Consider the following 15,887-nt stretch of genomic DNA (forward strand, 5'->3'; position numbering starts at 1 on the left):
AGGTTGAAAAGTACGTTTCATAGCTATTTACACCTAAACTTTCATAATTACTTAAATAAAACATTTAGCCACTCAACATAAAAGAACGACCACCTCAATAATCTGTTTATAACAAAGAAGAGATTGTAATATAGTAGAGTGTTCAATTGATATTGCTGATTCCCACTTAAATAAATATAGTTATACGGTAATCCCTATTATACAAATCCAACAGAACAATAGGTAGGACTTATGAATATGAGAATTATACGAATTTCGAATTAAAACGCAACTACAGAACAAGCCATATTATATTCTTGACAAAATTACATGTCCGCGATCCCCATCAAAAAAATCAAAATATGAATCTTGATAGATTCTCATCAAGCTAAATTTTTATTTAGATAGTACATAATGAAATACAAGGTACACATCCAAGTGTCACAGTTATCCCTGTGTATAAAAAGGATGAAAACTGTGTAGGAAGAAGAGGATCTAAGACGCGGTTTGAGTTATGATCTACATTCCGTAATGTCTAATTCCCGATAAGATCCTAGGCGGGAAAACCGTTTAAGCTGGTTCGGCGGTTACATCACCGTAACCTATGTCAATTAAAAATTGATCCTAAATCATATAGTTTTATTTTTTTATTAATTTTGTTCGATTGGAGTCCGCCGTGTCGCTTTCGATTTGGCAGCAATGTCTTACCCGTCTACAGGATGAGCTACCTGCGACAGAATTCTGTATGTGGATCCGCCCCCTACAGGCGGAACTGAGTGATAATACTCTAGCTCTTTACGCCCCTAATCGGTTTGTGATGGATTGGGTGCGTGATAAGTATCTACAGAATATAAATGGACTGTTAAATGATTTCTGCGGCATTGATGCGCCGTTATTGCGTTTTGAGGTAGGCAGCAAACCGCAGCAAATTGCGGTCATTCAGCCGGCGAGCTATCACGTCAGCGACGCACTGTCACAAACAGTGACCTGCCGGCCACGACCTAGTTGGGATAACGCTCCGCTACCGCCGGTACTATCTTATTGCTCTAATATAAATCCTAAACACAACTTCAACAATTTCGTTGAAGGTAAATCAAACCAGTTGGCGCGCGCTGCGGCACGTCAGGTTGCCGATAATCCAGGCGGCGCCTATAATCCACTATTTCTTTATGGCGTCACCGGGCTAGGCAAGACTCATCTACTACATGCGGTGGGCAATGGTATCATTGCGAGTAAGGCTAGTGCTAAAGTCGTATATATGCATTCTGAGCGTTTTGTTCAGGACATGGTCAAGGCATTACAAAATAATGCGATTGAAGAATTCAAACGCTATTATCGGTCGGTAGATGCACTGCTTATCGATGACATTCAGTTTTTCGCTAATAAAGAGCGTTCGCAAGAGGAGTTTTTTCATACATTCAATGCACTGTTGGAAGGCAATCAGCAAATTATTTTAACTTCTGATCGTTATCCCAAAGAAATAAATGGTGTCGAAGACCGGTTAAAATCTCGCTTTGGTTGGGGGCTGACGGTGGCGATTGAGCCACCAGAGCTTGAGACACGTGTAGCAATTTTAATGAAAAAAGCCGATGAAAACGCGATGCTCCTACCCGGAGAAGTAGCTTTTTTTATAGCCAAACGTTTACGCTCTAACGTACGAGAACTTGAAGGAGCATTAAATCGCGTTATTGCCAATGCCAACCTAACCAGTCGAACGATTACCATTGATTTTGTGCGAGAAGCATTGCGGGATCTTTTATCAATACAAGACAAGCTAGTCACCATTGATAATATCCAAAAAACCGTGGCGGAATACTATAAAATCAAGGTAGCTGATTTACTCGCAAAGCGACGTTCCCGATCAGTAGCCAGACCACGACAAATGGCAATGGCATTATCTAAAGAATTAACCAACCACAGCTTAACCGAAATCGGCGACGCGTTCGGTGGACGCGATCATACTACGGCATTGCACGCCTGCCGAAAAATAGAGCAACTACGTGAAGAAGTTTATGACATTAAAGAAGATTTCTCTAATTTAATCAGAATATTATCTTTATGACTATGACATTTAGCGTTGAACGTGAGCATCTGCTCAAACCCCTGCAACAGGTCAGTAGCCCACTGGGAGGAAGACGACCGACTTTACCTATTCTTGGTCACCTGCTATTGCAGGTGAGGAAAGATGACTTATTGTTAACCGGCACTGATTTAGAAATAGAAATGGTCGCGCGGGTTGAACTGATCGCTGCTCATGAGCAGGGGGCTACTACAGTTCCAGCACGCAAGTTTTTTGATATTTGTCGCAATTTACCAACAGGAGCAGAAATTTCCATAACGTTAGAAGATAAAAAAATGCTGATTCGCTCCGGACGCATCCGCTATTCACTTTACACGTTACCCGCATCCGATTTTCCTAATTTAGATAATTGGCAAAGTCAGGTAGAATTCACCTTATCGCAATCGATTTTAAAACGATTAATTGAATCTACTCAATTCTCTATGGCACATCAAGATGTGCGTTACTACCTCAACGGTATGCTATTTGAAACCAATAATAAAGAACTGCGCACAGTGGCCACTGATGGGCATCGTCTAGCTGTTTGTACCATGTCTCTTAGCGAAGCATTGCCATCTCATTCCGTAATTGTACCGCGCAAAAGCGTGATCGAGCTCGAACACATGCTATGCGTAGGAGAAAATACTGTCAAAATACAAATAGGAAGCAACAATATTCGGGCCATAATCGGTGATTATATTTTTACTTCTAAATTAGTTGACGGCCATTTCCCTGAATATCGCCGTGTATTTCCTAAAAATCCAAATAAAAAGCTTGAGGCGGACTGTAATATGCTCAAACAGGCCTTTGCTCGAGCCGCAATTATCTCCAATGAAAAATTTCGTGGCGCGCGTCTTCACCTCAGTACTAACCAGTTAAAAATCCATGCTAATAATACAGAACAGGAAGAGGCTGAAGAAATTCTTAACGTCAAATATCAGGGCAGTGAGATGGAAATAAGTTTTAACATCAACTACATACTCGACGTGCTAAACACTTTAAAATGCAAGGAAGTACGGTTGCTGCTGACTGATGGAATGTCTAGCGTGCAGATTGAAGACAGCTCCAATCAAACAGCTACCTATGTCGTTATGCCAATGCGTCTGTAACTAAGGTTACATAGTTAAAATGTATGTTAATTAATAACTCTGTAGTGCATATGTCGATTCATAATTTCGTAAAATCGTCTCTATAGATTGATCTTTAGCTACCAAATTTAACTTTCGGTTTAGTGTAAATGGTGTCGGACGGTAAACCAGCGTTACAGGGATGCATACGATTATTCATAACCAAGCATTTCTTATATGTCAAAATTCAAGCGCTGATCATTCCTTCATCTATTGATAATAATATATCTTTACTACCTAGAACAACCTGCGTTGGTTGTTGAACTAGTAAAATTCTGCCTTTCATAAAAGTCATTCATTATTAATAGTTGCGCGTTTGAAATCAGGGACTGATATTGCTAGCGCATCTTAACCTTATCAAGCCGTTTAACTCAAAAATCTAGTTACGAAATATTACCGCCTTCTGAATCCAGTTTTGCTATATTTTCATCTGTACTTAGGCGGTACATGTAGTGGGGAAACTAAAGAATGTATTTTAATGAATTTTTATAACATAATTATTTATTTTACGCATAAAATGCGTGATATTATAGACAAACGATACGTGATATGTGTTGATAAACACAAAAGATATTTAAGGCAAAATAAATCTTTTACTTTAAAATGTTCAAATGAGTTGAAAATGTTGATGTCGAATTATTATGACTCCGCAAGTATCAAAGTACTAAAAGGACTAGACGCGGTTCGTAAACGCCCTGGAATGTATATCGGTAATACCGATGATGGTACCGGGCTGCATCATATGGTATTCGAGGTTGTAGATAACGCTATAGATGAAGCTCTTGCCGGACACTGTAAAGAAATCGTGGTTATAATCCACGAAGACAATTCAGTTTCCGTCCAAGACGATGGTCGTGGTATCCCAACCGGTATTCACGAAGAAGGAGTATCTGCCGCCGAAGTTATAATGACTGTATTGCATGCAGGAGGGAAGTTCGACGATAACTCCTACAAAGTATCAGGTGGATTGCATGGTGTTGGTGTGTCCGTAGTGAATGCTTTATCAGAAAAACTCGAACTAATAATAAAACGCGACGGCAAAGTACATCAGCAGACCTATTATACTGGCGTACCCCAATCGCCACTAGCAGTGGTAGGAAAAACAAATAATACTGGCACTACCGTAAGATTCTGGCCAAGCTTAACCATCTTTACCAAAAATACCGAATTCCAATACGAAATACTGGCAAAGCGGCTACGTGAATTATCTTTCTTAAATTCTGGGGTATCTATCTCTTTGCGGGACAAGCGCAATGAAAGAGAAGATCACTTTCATTATGTAGGTGGAATTAAGGCTTTCGTGAAGTATCTAAACAAAAACAAAAATCCTATTCACCCGAACGTGTTTTATTTTTCTACTGAGAAAGATAGTATCGGCGTAGAAGTAGCTCTACAATGGAATGATGGATTCCAGGAAAATATTTACTGTTTTACTAACAATATACCTCAGCGTGACGGCGGTACTCATATGGCAGGCTTCCGCGCTGCTATGACTCGTACATTAAATTCTTATATGGATACAGAAGGCTACAGCAAGAAAGCTAAAGTTAACGCCATTGGCGACGACTCTCGTGAAGGCCTTATCGCTGTTGTTTCAGTAAAAGTGCCAGATCCGAAGTTTTCTTCTCAAACTAAAGATAAACTAGTGTCTTCAGAAGTAAAATCCGCAGTCGAGTCACTTGTGAATGAACGACTGGTAGAATACCTACAGGAAAATCCCAACGACGCTAAAATAGTGGTGGGTAAAATTATAGATGCCGCCCGCGCCCGTGAAGCTGCCCGTAAGGCACGCGAAATGACGCGTCGTAAGGGGGCGCTGGATTTAGCAGGCTTGCCTGGTAAACTAGCGGATTGTCAAGAACGCGACCCAGCTCTATCTGAGCTATACCTGGTAGAGGGTGATTCAGCAGGCGGTTCAGCCAAGCAAGGGCGTAACCGCAAAAATCAGGCGATTTTACCTCTAAAAGGGAAAATCCTTAACGTTGAAAAAGCTCGTTTTGACAAAATGCTTTCTTCCCAAGAAGTCGCCACGCTAATAACTGCCCTTGGCTGCGGTATCGGACGAGACGAATATAATCCAGATAAGCTACGCTACCACAATATTATTATTATGACCGATGCTGACATTGATGGCTCGCATATTCGCACCCTGTTATTAACTTTTTTTTATCGTCAGATGCCGGAAATTATTGAGCGCGGCCACGTGTTTATAGCCCAGCCGCCGCTCTATAAAGTGAAGAAAGGCAAGCAAGAGCAATATATTAAAGATGACGAAGCCATGGACCAGTATCAGATAACGTTGGCAATAGATGGCGCTACGCTGTACGCTAATTCCCATGCCCCAGCGCTGACCGGAAAGACACTAAAGAATTTGGTCACTGAATATTACGACGTACAAAAAATGATTAGTCACATGGAATGTCGCTTCCCACGATCATTACTTAATCATTTAATGTATCACCCAGCACTGCTTAAAGCACAATTAAATCAGCAAGAGAAGGTCACGAGCTGGATTTCAACACTAGTGCAAACAATGAACGATAACGAGAAGCATGGCAGCAAATATAACTTCAACGTGCAGAAAAATAGAGAGAATCAGCTATTCGAGTTGCTGCTGCGTGTACAGACGCATGGCGTCGATACTGATTATCTATTAGATTACAATTTTATCAACGGCGGTGAGTATCGTAAATTGGCGACTCTTGGTGAAAAACTCAGCAATCTTATTAAGGCTGATGCCTATATTGAGCGTGGTGAACGCCGTCAACCGGTCGCCCGCTTTGCACAGGCATTAGACTGGTTGATGAAAGAGTCGCGTCGTGGACTGGTAGTGCAGCGTTATAAAGGTCTGGGTGAGATGAATCCAGAACAACTGTGGGAAACCACCATGAATCCCAATAACCGCCGCATGTTGCGCGTTACAGTCAAAGACGCGATCTCTGCTGATCAGCTCTTTACCACACTAATGGGTGATGCGGTAGAACCTCGACGAGCATTTATTGAAGAAAATGCGCTAAGGGTATCAAATATTGATATTTAATAACTAATAAAACTTAGCTTACACTTAGGAAGTGATACAGTTTTTGCTTCAATTTTAAATTCTTAAATAAGATTACTCTTTATTCCACTGTCTCGCGACTCTCATCATTATCGTTCATATTGAACTATTTTGGCATTAGAAAACCATGTACTACTATATCCTTATGCTACTAAGCACAAAAAAGAAAAATTTATGCATTACTGATAACTACTAAACAATACAACAACCTAAATAGTCAACTAGTCGTGTTTTCTTAAAAATGCTTCATATTAAAAGCATGATCTTTAAATAGATCCATTCTTTCGCATGTTAGCGAACTTTTATCTTGAATTTTCCGCAGGTCATTCCGATAGATAATTTCGCAAGAATCTTACAAGCCTTTCATCGATATAAAATATTTTACTACTTATTAAATAGTACATGAGTATCATATCACAAAATTATTGAAGTGTCTGGGATTAGTTCGTGATGAACTGAGTACCATTAGCGATTAAACTAATAATCTGGAGATAATTAAAATAACAATGCCAACGCTCAGATAAGTAATGCAATCCATGAAATCAACGTTACTAGTCGATTTGATATTTATAACAATCTTAGAGGATAAACTATAAGATGAATATCAAGATAATCAGTTAGTTACAAAATTAACTTGGATATGCAGTCAAACGCTAAATGCGATACGGTAATACATAAATTATTGACGAAACGATAAATATCATAATCAACCATATATAAATCGTGATAAGCTTAACAAAGAAGATATCCACTTTTACAAAGCAGTGCTCTATACCATACATAATTCCGTTATAAACCGGTTATGGTGGTTATAATATTTTTAATGCGGTGGATATTATTTATAAATATTATCTGCCCCACTAAACTAAAACGCTCCGAACACGCTGTAAAAACATTAAGATTTGTATGATACTATTCGCTATCAGCAGGATAACTAGGCGACGGATAAATCGTTGTCTACCATGATCGCGAGCTCAATATAATGATTGCATGTATCATATAATTAATACTAAATTACTATAATTATGGATTGTTTAATAAACATGTCTCGTTTTACTTACACGGCTAAATTGCTGCTAGCACTCATTCGTCAATTAGCGAACGTCACAATGTTGATATGAAGATGATGCCGTATTAATTAGATATTTCGGCAACTAATCTTGTATTAAAAGTAAAATAACCTAACAATGATCATAACCAAGTATAAATAGGCAACAGCAATACCACGAGAATATCTGTGCTATATTGTTTTGTCTCATAAGACAAAACCGCATCGTAAGTAAACGCAAGCGTATTAACATATCTTAACCTTGTAATATCAGCATTATTCTTGATATTAGTATACTCATCAATAAATAACTGCAAAGAGATACGCATAGAAGAAACCACGCTACTAAACACCACGTTTTACTCATCTAGCCAGCCTATATTTTAATTTCTAGCGCTAACCATAAATAAATATATATACAAAATAATGATGTCGTAATTGACGATTTTCGTACTATTATAAACTAGCAATTTAAAAGATTATAAGTAGTAGCTAATAGCTGTGTTAATTTTAATAAAACAGCAGCTAGCTTTGGCGTTTCACCAAAGCATAGAGCGGCAATTTAACACAAGTAATATTTTGTTTTTTTTAATTAAAAACATGACGTTCATCCTGCCGAGCAAATTTTCTTTATCACTATCAGAAGATACTTATCTGATCATCTTATAGCGGTAATAAAACAGGCGAACATACAGCGTGATTGGCGCCTACAGGCTGATAAACGAAACCTTACCTGCCTTAAACCACGACAATCTTCTTACTGATTTACCATTATTAACAAGCGCTAAATTATAAATAAACTCTAAATTTATGGCCGCGATGACTGTTTTAATTTGATATAAAAAGATCGTTAATGATTTATAACGAGAAATTATTGCTTATAACTACAATACGCAACATTAACCTCTATGAAGTTGTACCCCATCTATTAGTGTTGCTTACTGTTAGCAGTAAGTTGGTAAAATTTCCACTAATGCGCCGGATTAGGAACAAAGCATTGTCAATGCTCCGTAGCAGTTATCAGTAATAAAGCCATCATTGGTATCAGTCGCAGCAGTGCTAAACTTTATTTACGTGAATTCTTTCAACTATTGCAGTAATGTATTATTTTAGTAAAGGGAGAAAACACATACTATAAAATTAACTAAATTAACTACCTATCAACTACTAATATCATGGATATTTTAATAATATAGATACGAATAAAAAGATTGTCCACGGACACTAGTTTGGCTATGAAAAGACGCATGAGGAGCATGAAATGTGATGCATGAATTGGAAAAATATGTTTCTAATAAATGAAAGCTCTGGATTAATGATATTTACAAAGCCTAATACCTAACTCCATCTTATCAGATATAATTCTATTTTATCAGCAATATAATCGGTATCAACTATTCAATGTTAGCTATTAGTATGGCCTATAAGATATTTAAAAAGTTGGGTAGGCAAGTGATTTTAAGCATGATGTGAACATCATGCAACAGCGTATCAGAAGTATATAGCTTGTCAGCAGATCCACACTGTTAATCTGGATTGCTCAACGGCATAAAGAAACTAATTAAGATTAATTTAACTACGTTAAAACTAAAAAAACTGCAAAAAATCTAGCCGTCAAATAATTTATTTTAAGTTAATGCGGCGTTAGCCTGTGGCAGCCTACGTATAATTACGCTCTAGAACTTAATATTCATTATCCCTAGATTTACACAACTAAAGTAATACTTTGATAACTAAAGTACTAATAAAATTAGTACATTATTTATTGAGAAGTTAATAATACGGAGACAGAGAAATCTTATTTCTTGTTAACAGCAAAACATTCATACTCCCTAGTCACCGACAAACGAATATTATCGAATGTGTCTGCAAACTAGCACAGGCAAAATATTTTAACTATTGTAAAAATTTAATCTGTCGCACAGCAAGGACGCGATCACTTATTAAGCATATGAAATCACCTCTATAGCGGTGAAAGCTCATGCCATGATTACTATGTTACCCTTGATGAAATAGTGGTAACTGTTGCGCTCGCGTTTTCTTACATGTGTTACCTATTAACTGAGTGTTTAATACGTAAAACAGTAATGCAGGAGCAAAAGTAAAAAATATAAGCATTCATTTCATTAAAATTTATTCATGAATGAAGATTACCACTACACTATCAATAATTCCAAGTAAACGTAAAATTAAAATAAATATAAATCAGGAACTAATTAAAGAAGGAATGATTAATTGCAGTAAATAACTCTGAATCGCATAACAAAATATAGCCCTATTTTGTATATAGATGATTGCGTGATATTTAGGACTAAATAAATCATAAAATCATTGTCAATTAACTACAAATAGGGATACTCACTGATATTTGACAGTTACCGGTGTTGATTAGTACTGTATTAATCTACTACAACACAGTTGTATAAGCAACAACAAATGATGTTTTAGCACAAGCGTTAGTATGAAAATCTTGCGGTATTATCCTGATGAATAAGCTGCGATACATACTAGATAAAGTTTACGCCACAATACTGCAATTCAGATCAAATAGTTATATCAGAAGCTATGTATAAAGGTAATACTTGATCGTTTATAACAAATAGACTATGAACTAGTTAGGCAATATTGTAATTATAACTTAATACAATAATATTGATATTGAATAAATAAAACACTAATTTGACACCGTGTTTCTTAGAGAGTGCAATTGTATTTAAGTTTTGTCTGTTCACTAATCAACAACGTTCATTCCGAGCATAATACGCAGTGTTCGATAGGTTGCTAGATCGCTAGTTACCTATTGCCGGTGTAAAGAAAGTAAAATAATGACTTCTTATTGGCTTGTGCTGGAAAATGTGTATCTATTAGTTGTGAGCAATGGTCGTCCCCACGCGACCTAAAGCAAAAATATACACAAACAGACATTGTGATAAGTAATCATACTAGATTTTGCGACGCAGCACTAAATAATTTTTTACAGAATAAACAAATTGTTATCCGGATAAGTTTGCAGACAAGAAACTATTCTGCTCGAAAAACAATAGCACTTATTATTACCGCACACTGCCGCAACGTCATTTAACAAAAATGACGCATTAAATTGCATTAGTACCTATATATTTATTAATTCTTTTCTAAATACAGAAAACAATGGTATTAACGAACCTTAAGAGATCAATCATAAAGTACCAGCAGTGATTTGTGATGGACATAAAAGTTATACTGACCATCAACAAATATCAATGTTCTTAAGTTACAATATTCTAATGGGTTTACGTGGTATTTTATATCAACTTGCCAACATTAGATTACGGGTTGAGGCAACTTAACGCCTAATGAAGGCGTTGGAGCTAGCTGATTATACTCAAACATGAAGACCTTCTGGAAGTTACGCAAACTAAGCCAAGTGAGACACCAAAACAAAGTGCTCAACCTGCGAAGGAAACATATACTAATTGCTCACCGCTATTTTAAAATAATCTGATTTATAGATATGCCGGTTTTATTTGATTATGGAAGGTAAAACAAAGCGGAGAAGCAATTGAATGGTCTTTGCTACTACTGTTCCCATGCATATTTAATAACACAATATCGAATTAGAACGTCTTACAAAAATGTTATATGTCGCCGTGTGATATAACTCTTTGAGTAGCTCTGAATTAGCCTGATCAATGTTAAATATCAGATAATGTTTTGCATATTCTCGATGAGTGTATTGTGCCTCTCGAAAAGGCAATGCCCGACCTTAATAAATAATACGGCAGAATGGCTAGCTACCGAGCAAGCACGATTATCCTAAAGATAATCTTTCTTACAAATCACGTCAAAATAGACAGAGAAAAGGATATGCAGCTAGATTTATTATGCTAAAATTCTACTTGTAGCTACCGCACGTTTACTCTTCTGCTAACATGAGTAATATTCTTTTTCTTACTAAGAATCTGATTCTCCACATGTCCTCTTTACTCTTACTGTTACAAAACATAAATTTTCCTGGCGTAGATAAAACGGCTGAACACCTGCAGGAGAGATTATGTGATTATCAATTTTATCATTAGTAAATAATATAACACACAAGTGTTAGACAGAGGCACTAGCTTCGGCAAGACTTACGAAGAAATGAAAGTGCACCAGAGACCAAATAACGTAATTAATTTGATAGCTACATTGTTGACAAAAGATTACCTAATTATCATACACCTATGCCGTTTGAAAGAACTAATAGTTATCTTTGCATGTAAAAGTACAATATATTTAGTGACCGCCAAATAGAACTTTTTTCATAAAAAACAGCATTCATATTAGCAGGACATATAACGAAGATTTACTCTGTTTAATAAACACATGTCAGGAACAATAACGAAAGACACGAAAATAAGCACAAGATATACAACTACCTATTTATTAAAAATAAAAATCTTCATCAATAATTATCAAGAAGTCATCTTCGCAATCAATAACTATCTTATGAACGCTAAAGTTAATAAGGGCATATAAACTATCAAAATACGAAAATATACTTCTTGTTAATAAATCATAGGTAACCGTGATTATGCTGTATATATTGACTAATCCTTATAATCATGCTTAAAATTACCCTTACTTCTTACAGCGGACATTGCATTACTTCTATAGTAATTAGTTAATTTAAATAGACATTGAGCAATGAATAATAAATTGACATACATTAGGCGGTGTAGCCTTACATTGCTGAGGATTCCGAAAATTTTTTATTTCTAACCAACATTAACTAACAAAAGCAAGAGGCAGTAACCTTTATACTACAAGAATTCAACCATCTAATTATAGTAACTTTTAACCCCTAACAATACTATTTTAACCACGCAGGTTGCGAATTACATTCTCGGTATAACAATGTTATTTCAAACGATAATTTTACCTAAGCATTGATATGCTAGGTCTTTTTTGCACAACGAACAACACTGCAGCATAATAACTGTCATACAAGACATTAATAGTGACGAAATTCTATTAAGTTTGCCATGCTTATATAATTGCTGACGCTGATAACCTTTACTATCACGATACTACTTAACTTACATTATGAGCTTATTGCCGAAGCTTACAAGGGATCTTATAGTCAATTTTTCGGACGTGAGTTATCTTATTATTAATAAGATAAGAAGTTCTTTTATCATTTAATTAATTATAGCTATGTTAACCAAGTATTTATCTCTACAAAATCTATATAACGCTAATAATGTTCTATAAACTATACCCATTGCTATAAAGAACTATTGATGATCGCAAGAGTGGTAATCACCGTACAATGTTGCGTAAAGGTAATTAAATTTTACCCCCAAGCTGGTGAAACTTATGCTCATTCGCTAAATTGACTATTAACTGCCTATGATGCGCAAATATGCGTGTATGTCTACACACGATCAAGAGGCGGACAACAGATACACAACAGTACCTACTTAGAGACTGCACTAATGGCAAAAAAGATGTTATCTCTAGTCTTTGACTAGATAAACCAACGCGCAAACTTACCGCTCACTGACAACTCTTCTGCATTACGCGAGAAAACTGCTCAGGGGTACTTCGGTGGCACAGTTTGGAAAAACTGCTAACTTCACCTCCATAACGTATGGTTAGGATAGGCGGGATGTAACGATATAGCTGAGGAATCAAGCTCACAGTTAATTTAGACCACGATACTGAAGAAACAGATGAGGATATCACCGGCCACATAATTTAGTACCGCTAAAGGAATTAATGATCGCAATCCCAAACCATAGGCACTCACGATGGAGCAAACCGTAGTAGAACCCATGTTATCTCCCCACTATACTTCCTCATCTTTACACCCCTAACTTCTGAAATACCTACTAAAAGTAAATGTTAGTAACTGTTAGTAGCTGAAAGACTAGAATGCAGTAAAGCATGAAAATACTCCGGCATTTAATATAAATTTGGCACCTAGCAGGTGATTGGGCGTTAACAAGCAAATTTCATTAAGAGTCATAAAAGTTTCGTGATAATTCTATCGGGTGTTTCGTCACACAAAATAAATTTTTGCTGCACGGAAAGCAATTCCTATAACAGCAGCGACTCATAAATAATATTCAGACTAATTTCTGCATAAGCTGCTAAGAAAACTAAGAACAACTTTAACAAAGGTAACTAGAAAATGGTAAAAACAAAACACTGCGTCTAACTACATTCCCGAATGGCGCACGAACTGCTAAGGATCTACTCATGCTACAATTAAGAGCGCCCTGTACTGTATTTAATATCCGCAATCCCTGCCCCCTGGACCTGAACCTGGGTCGATTTTTAGGCAGCTTTTAATTCTTTTAAACAGCGTCGTAACGCTACCACAACTATTCCAGCCGTCAGTTTTCATGGCTCATAGTAGGCTCGAAAAGTATGAATAAGTATTGCAGCCTCAGTCAGATTCTCTATATTCATAACCGCGTGAAGATACCAATCTGTTTTGAGTTTAATGCCATCATGATTTATTTTATCTTAAGGAGAATTATCCTTGAACAACCATACAGAAACGCAAAAGATATTTTGTTAATAAGCGCTATTACATTACAAAAAAATATCCTGAGTCAACGCCATCGTTGCCAAGACCGAAATATCACTCAAGAGGAAAACCATGTCGCACAACCTTTACTCTACAGAACGAGCCCTAAATGCTGCTAACTTATTACCGTTGCATCAGCAGTATGGCGGGCCTGTCTGGGTTTACGAAGCGGAAATCATCAGCGCGCGCATTGCGCAATTATGCCGTTTCGATACGATCCGTTTTGCTCAAAAAGCCTGTTCCAATATTCATCTGCTGCGCATGATGCGCCGCCAAGGAGTTAAAGTAGATTCTGTATCGCTCGGGGAAATTGAAAGATCGCTACTAGCCGGTTTTGAACCGGGCACTACTAGTAATAAAATTATTTTTACCGCTGATTTGTTGGATGAACCGACACTCAAAAGGGTTATTGAGCTAGGTATACCTGTCAATGCCGGCTCGGCTGATATGTTAGCGCAACTTGGTGCTCGCGCACCGGGACACGACGTGTGGTTGCGGATCAATCCCGGTTTTGGCCATGGCCATAGCAAAAAAACCAATACCGGAGGGGAAAATAGCAAACACGGTATTTGGCATGAAGACTTACCACAAGCTGTAAAGCTTATTCGTAACTACAACCTGCATCTTATTGGAATGCATATGCATATAGGATCGGGTGTAGATTATTTTCATCTTGCGCAAGTTTGCGATGCAATGGTGCAACAAGTCATCACCAGCGGACTAGACATTTCGATTATTTCGGCTGGCGGAGGATTATCAATACCCTACCGTTGGGGAGAGGAAGCAATTGATACCGATCATTACTTTAAAATGTGGGATGCTGCACGGCAGCGAGTTAGTGAACACCTCGGCCATCCAGTGACACTTGAAACTGAACCTGGGCGGTTTTTAATAGCGGAAGCGGGAGTACTGGTAACTCAAGTCAGAGCGGTAAAAAAGATGGGTAGTCGTCATTTCGTACTGGTCGACGCTGGATTTAACGATTTAATGCGCCCAGCTATGTACGGTAGCTACCACGCTATCTCGCTTCTACCAGCAGACGGCTGCGATCCCAGCACGCAACCGCTGCTCGATACCGTGGTGGGAGGGCCATTATGCGAATCAGGCGATATTTTTACCCAAACTGCTAACGGTGTTATCTCGCCGCGTCGTTTGCCGCTAACTAAGGTAGGAGACTATCTGGTTTTTCATGATACCGGCGCTTATGGCGCTTCTATGTCCTCGAACTACAATAGCCGACCATTGCTGCCAGAAATATTATTTGAGAGAGGCAAAGCGCGACAAATTCGCTGTCGTCAATCGCTTCAAGACCTGTTTGACCTAGAAATAAAATCGACCTAAAAATGTACTGTATTTATTAAATGCCCCGAGACATCGCGATAACTCTGGTATGTCATAACACGTCACGAGATATTTAGTATAAATAGATTACATTACCAGGACCACATCACTGCTAACTAACATTCATTAGTTGCACGAATTTTCTCATTGTTACTAATTATTAGTGCGGTTCATGGTAATAGATTACATGTTATTTTTAATGCTTAGCTAACCACCAGTTCATGAGAATTGGTAATCTAAGTCTAATAAGAGATGACTAAACGACGAGACGCTGAAGGAAATTATCGCCATAAGGATTGCCCGCTTTTACTGCCATATTAATGTTATTAATAACACACAATACATCGCTGACCTACTCTTTTATCGATATACAAGAAGCGACCAGATAAATGACACCGTGTAAACATACCTCAAGATAAATACGGATATCCTACTAAACTCAATATGATTGATACAATATTATCATCAGCAAGTTCATTAAACTCAATAATATGCTGGACTAATAGTCATTAGATTACGAGTAAAATACTGATGTTTAATTAATTTTCATAATTATTATTAGATAATATAATTACTGCTTAAAACAATAATTACACTATACTTTTATTAATTTTTTTGATAGAAGACATTTCTATCATAAATCGATTAACAGTCTTATGCTAATAAAAGATTAAATTATGTATCCTTTTACTTAAATTACGTTTTAAATATTAATATCG

5 protein-coding genes are annotated in these 15,887 nt (G+C 37.2%); 4 read left to right on the plus strand and 1 reads right to left on the minus strand.

Annotated features, from left to right (window positions below):
* Positions 1–655: 655 nt before the first annotated feature.
* The 3 genes from dnaA to gyrB all read left to right on the plus strand — a co-directional run bounded on the left by dnaA (position 656) and on the right by gyrB (position 6,205).
* On the plus strand, positions 656–2,041 hold the full coding sequence (dnaA, locus tag HBA_RS00005) for a chromosomal replication initiator protein DnaA (protein WP_097032026.1): 1,386 nt from the start codon (positions 656–658) through the stop codon (positions 2,039–2,041).
* Between the two features lie 2 nt (positions 2,042–2,043).
* The gene (dnaN, locus tag HBA_RS00010; RefSeq protein ID WP_097032597.1) at positions 2,044–3,147 is read left to right on the plus strand and encodes a DNA polymerase III subunit beta; all 1,104 of its coding nucleotides are present in this window, start codon (positions 2,044–2,046) and stop codon (positions 3,145–3,147) included.
* Between the two features lie 646 nt (positions 3,148–3,793).
* Positions 3,794–6,205: a DNA topoisomerase (ATP-hydrolyzing) subunit B gene (gene gyrB / locus HBA_RS00015; protein WP_097032598.1), complete on the plus strand. Its 2,412-nt coding sequence runs from the start codon at positions 3,794–3,796 to the stop codon at positions 6,203–6,205.
* Between the two features lie 6,734 nt (positions 6,206–12,939).
* Here gyrB and HBA_RS03555 read toward each other — a convergent pair.
* A complete protein-coding gene (locus HBA_RS03555; RefSeq protein WP_457920926.1) occupies positions 12,940–13,068 on the minus strand; it encodes a hypothetical protein in 129 nt (42 codons plus the stop codon).
* Between the two features lie 831 nt (positions 13,069–13,899).
* Between HBA_RS03555 and lysA the strand changes: the two genes are divergently transcribed.
* Positions 13,900–15,168 (plus strand): diaminopimelate decarboxylase, encoded by a 1,269-nt coding sequence (gene lysA, locus HBA_RS00020; protein ID WP_097032027.1) that lies wholly within the window; start codon positions 13,900–13,902, stop codon positions 15,166–15,168.
* Positions 15,169–15,887: the final 719 nt, after the last annotated feature.

It is taken from the genome of Sodalis endosymbiont of Henestaris halophilus (genome assembly GCF_900161835.1).
In the GTDB taxonomy this organism is placed as follows: Bacteria; Pseudomonadota; Gammaproteobacteria; order Enterobacterales; family Enterobacteriaceae.

Coding starts and splice junctions, on each gene's coding strand:
- dnaN (WP_097032597.1), top strand. CDS start 2,044: ATGACATTTAGCGTTGAACGTGAGCATCTGCTCAAACCCCTGCAACAG.
- HBA_RS03555 (WP_457920926.1), bottom strand. CDS start 13,068: ATGGGTTCTACTACGGTTTGCTCCATCGTGAGTGCCTATGGTTTGGGA.
- gyrB (WP_097032598.1), top strand. CDS start 3,794: ATGTCGAATTATTATGACTCCGCAAGTATCAAAGTACTAAAAGGACTA.
- lysA (WP_097032027.1), top strand. CDS start 13,900: ATGTCGCACAACCTTTACTCTACAGAACGAGCCCTAAATGCTGCTAAC.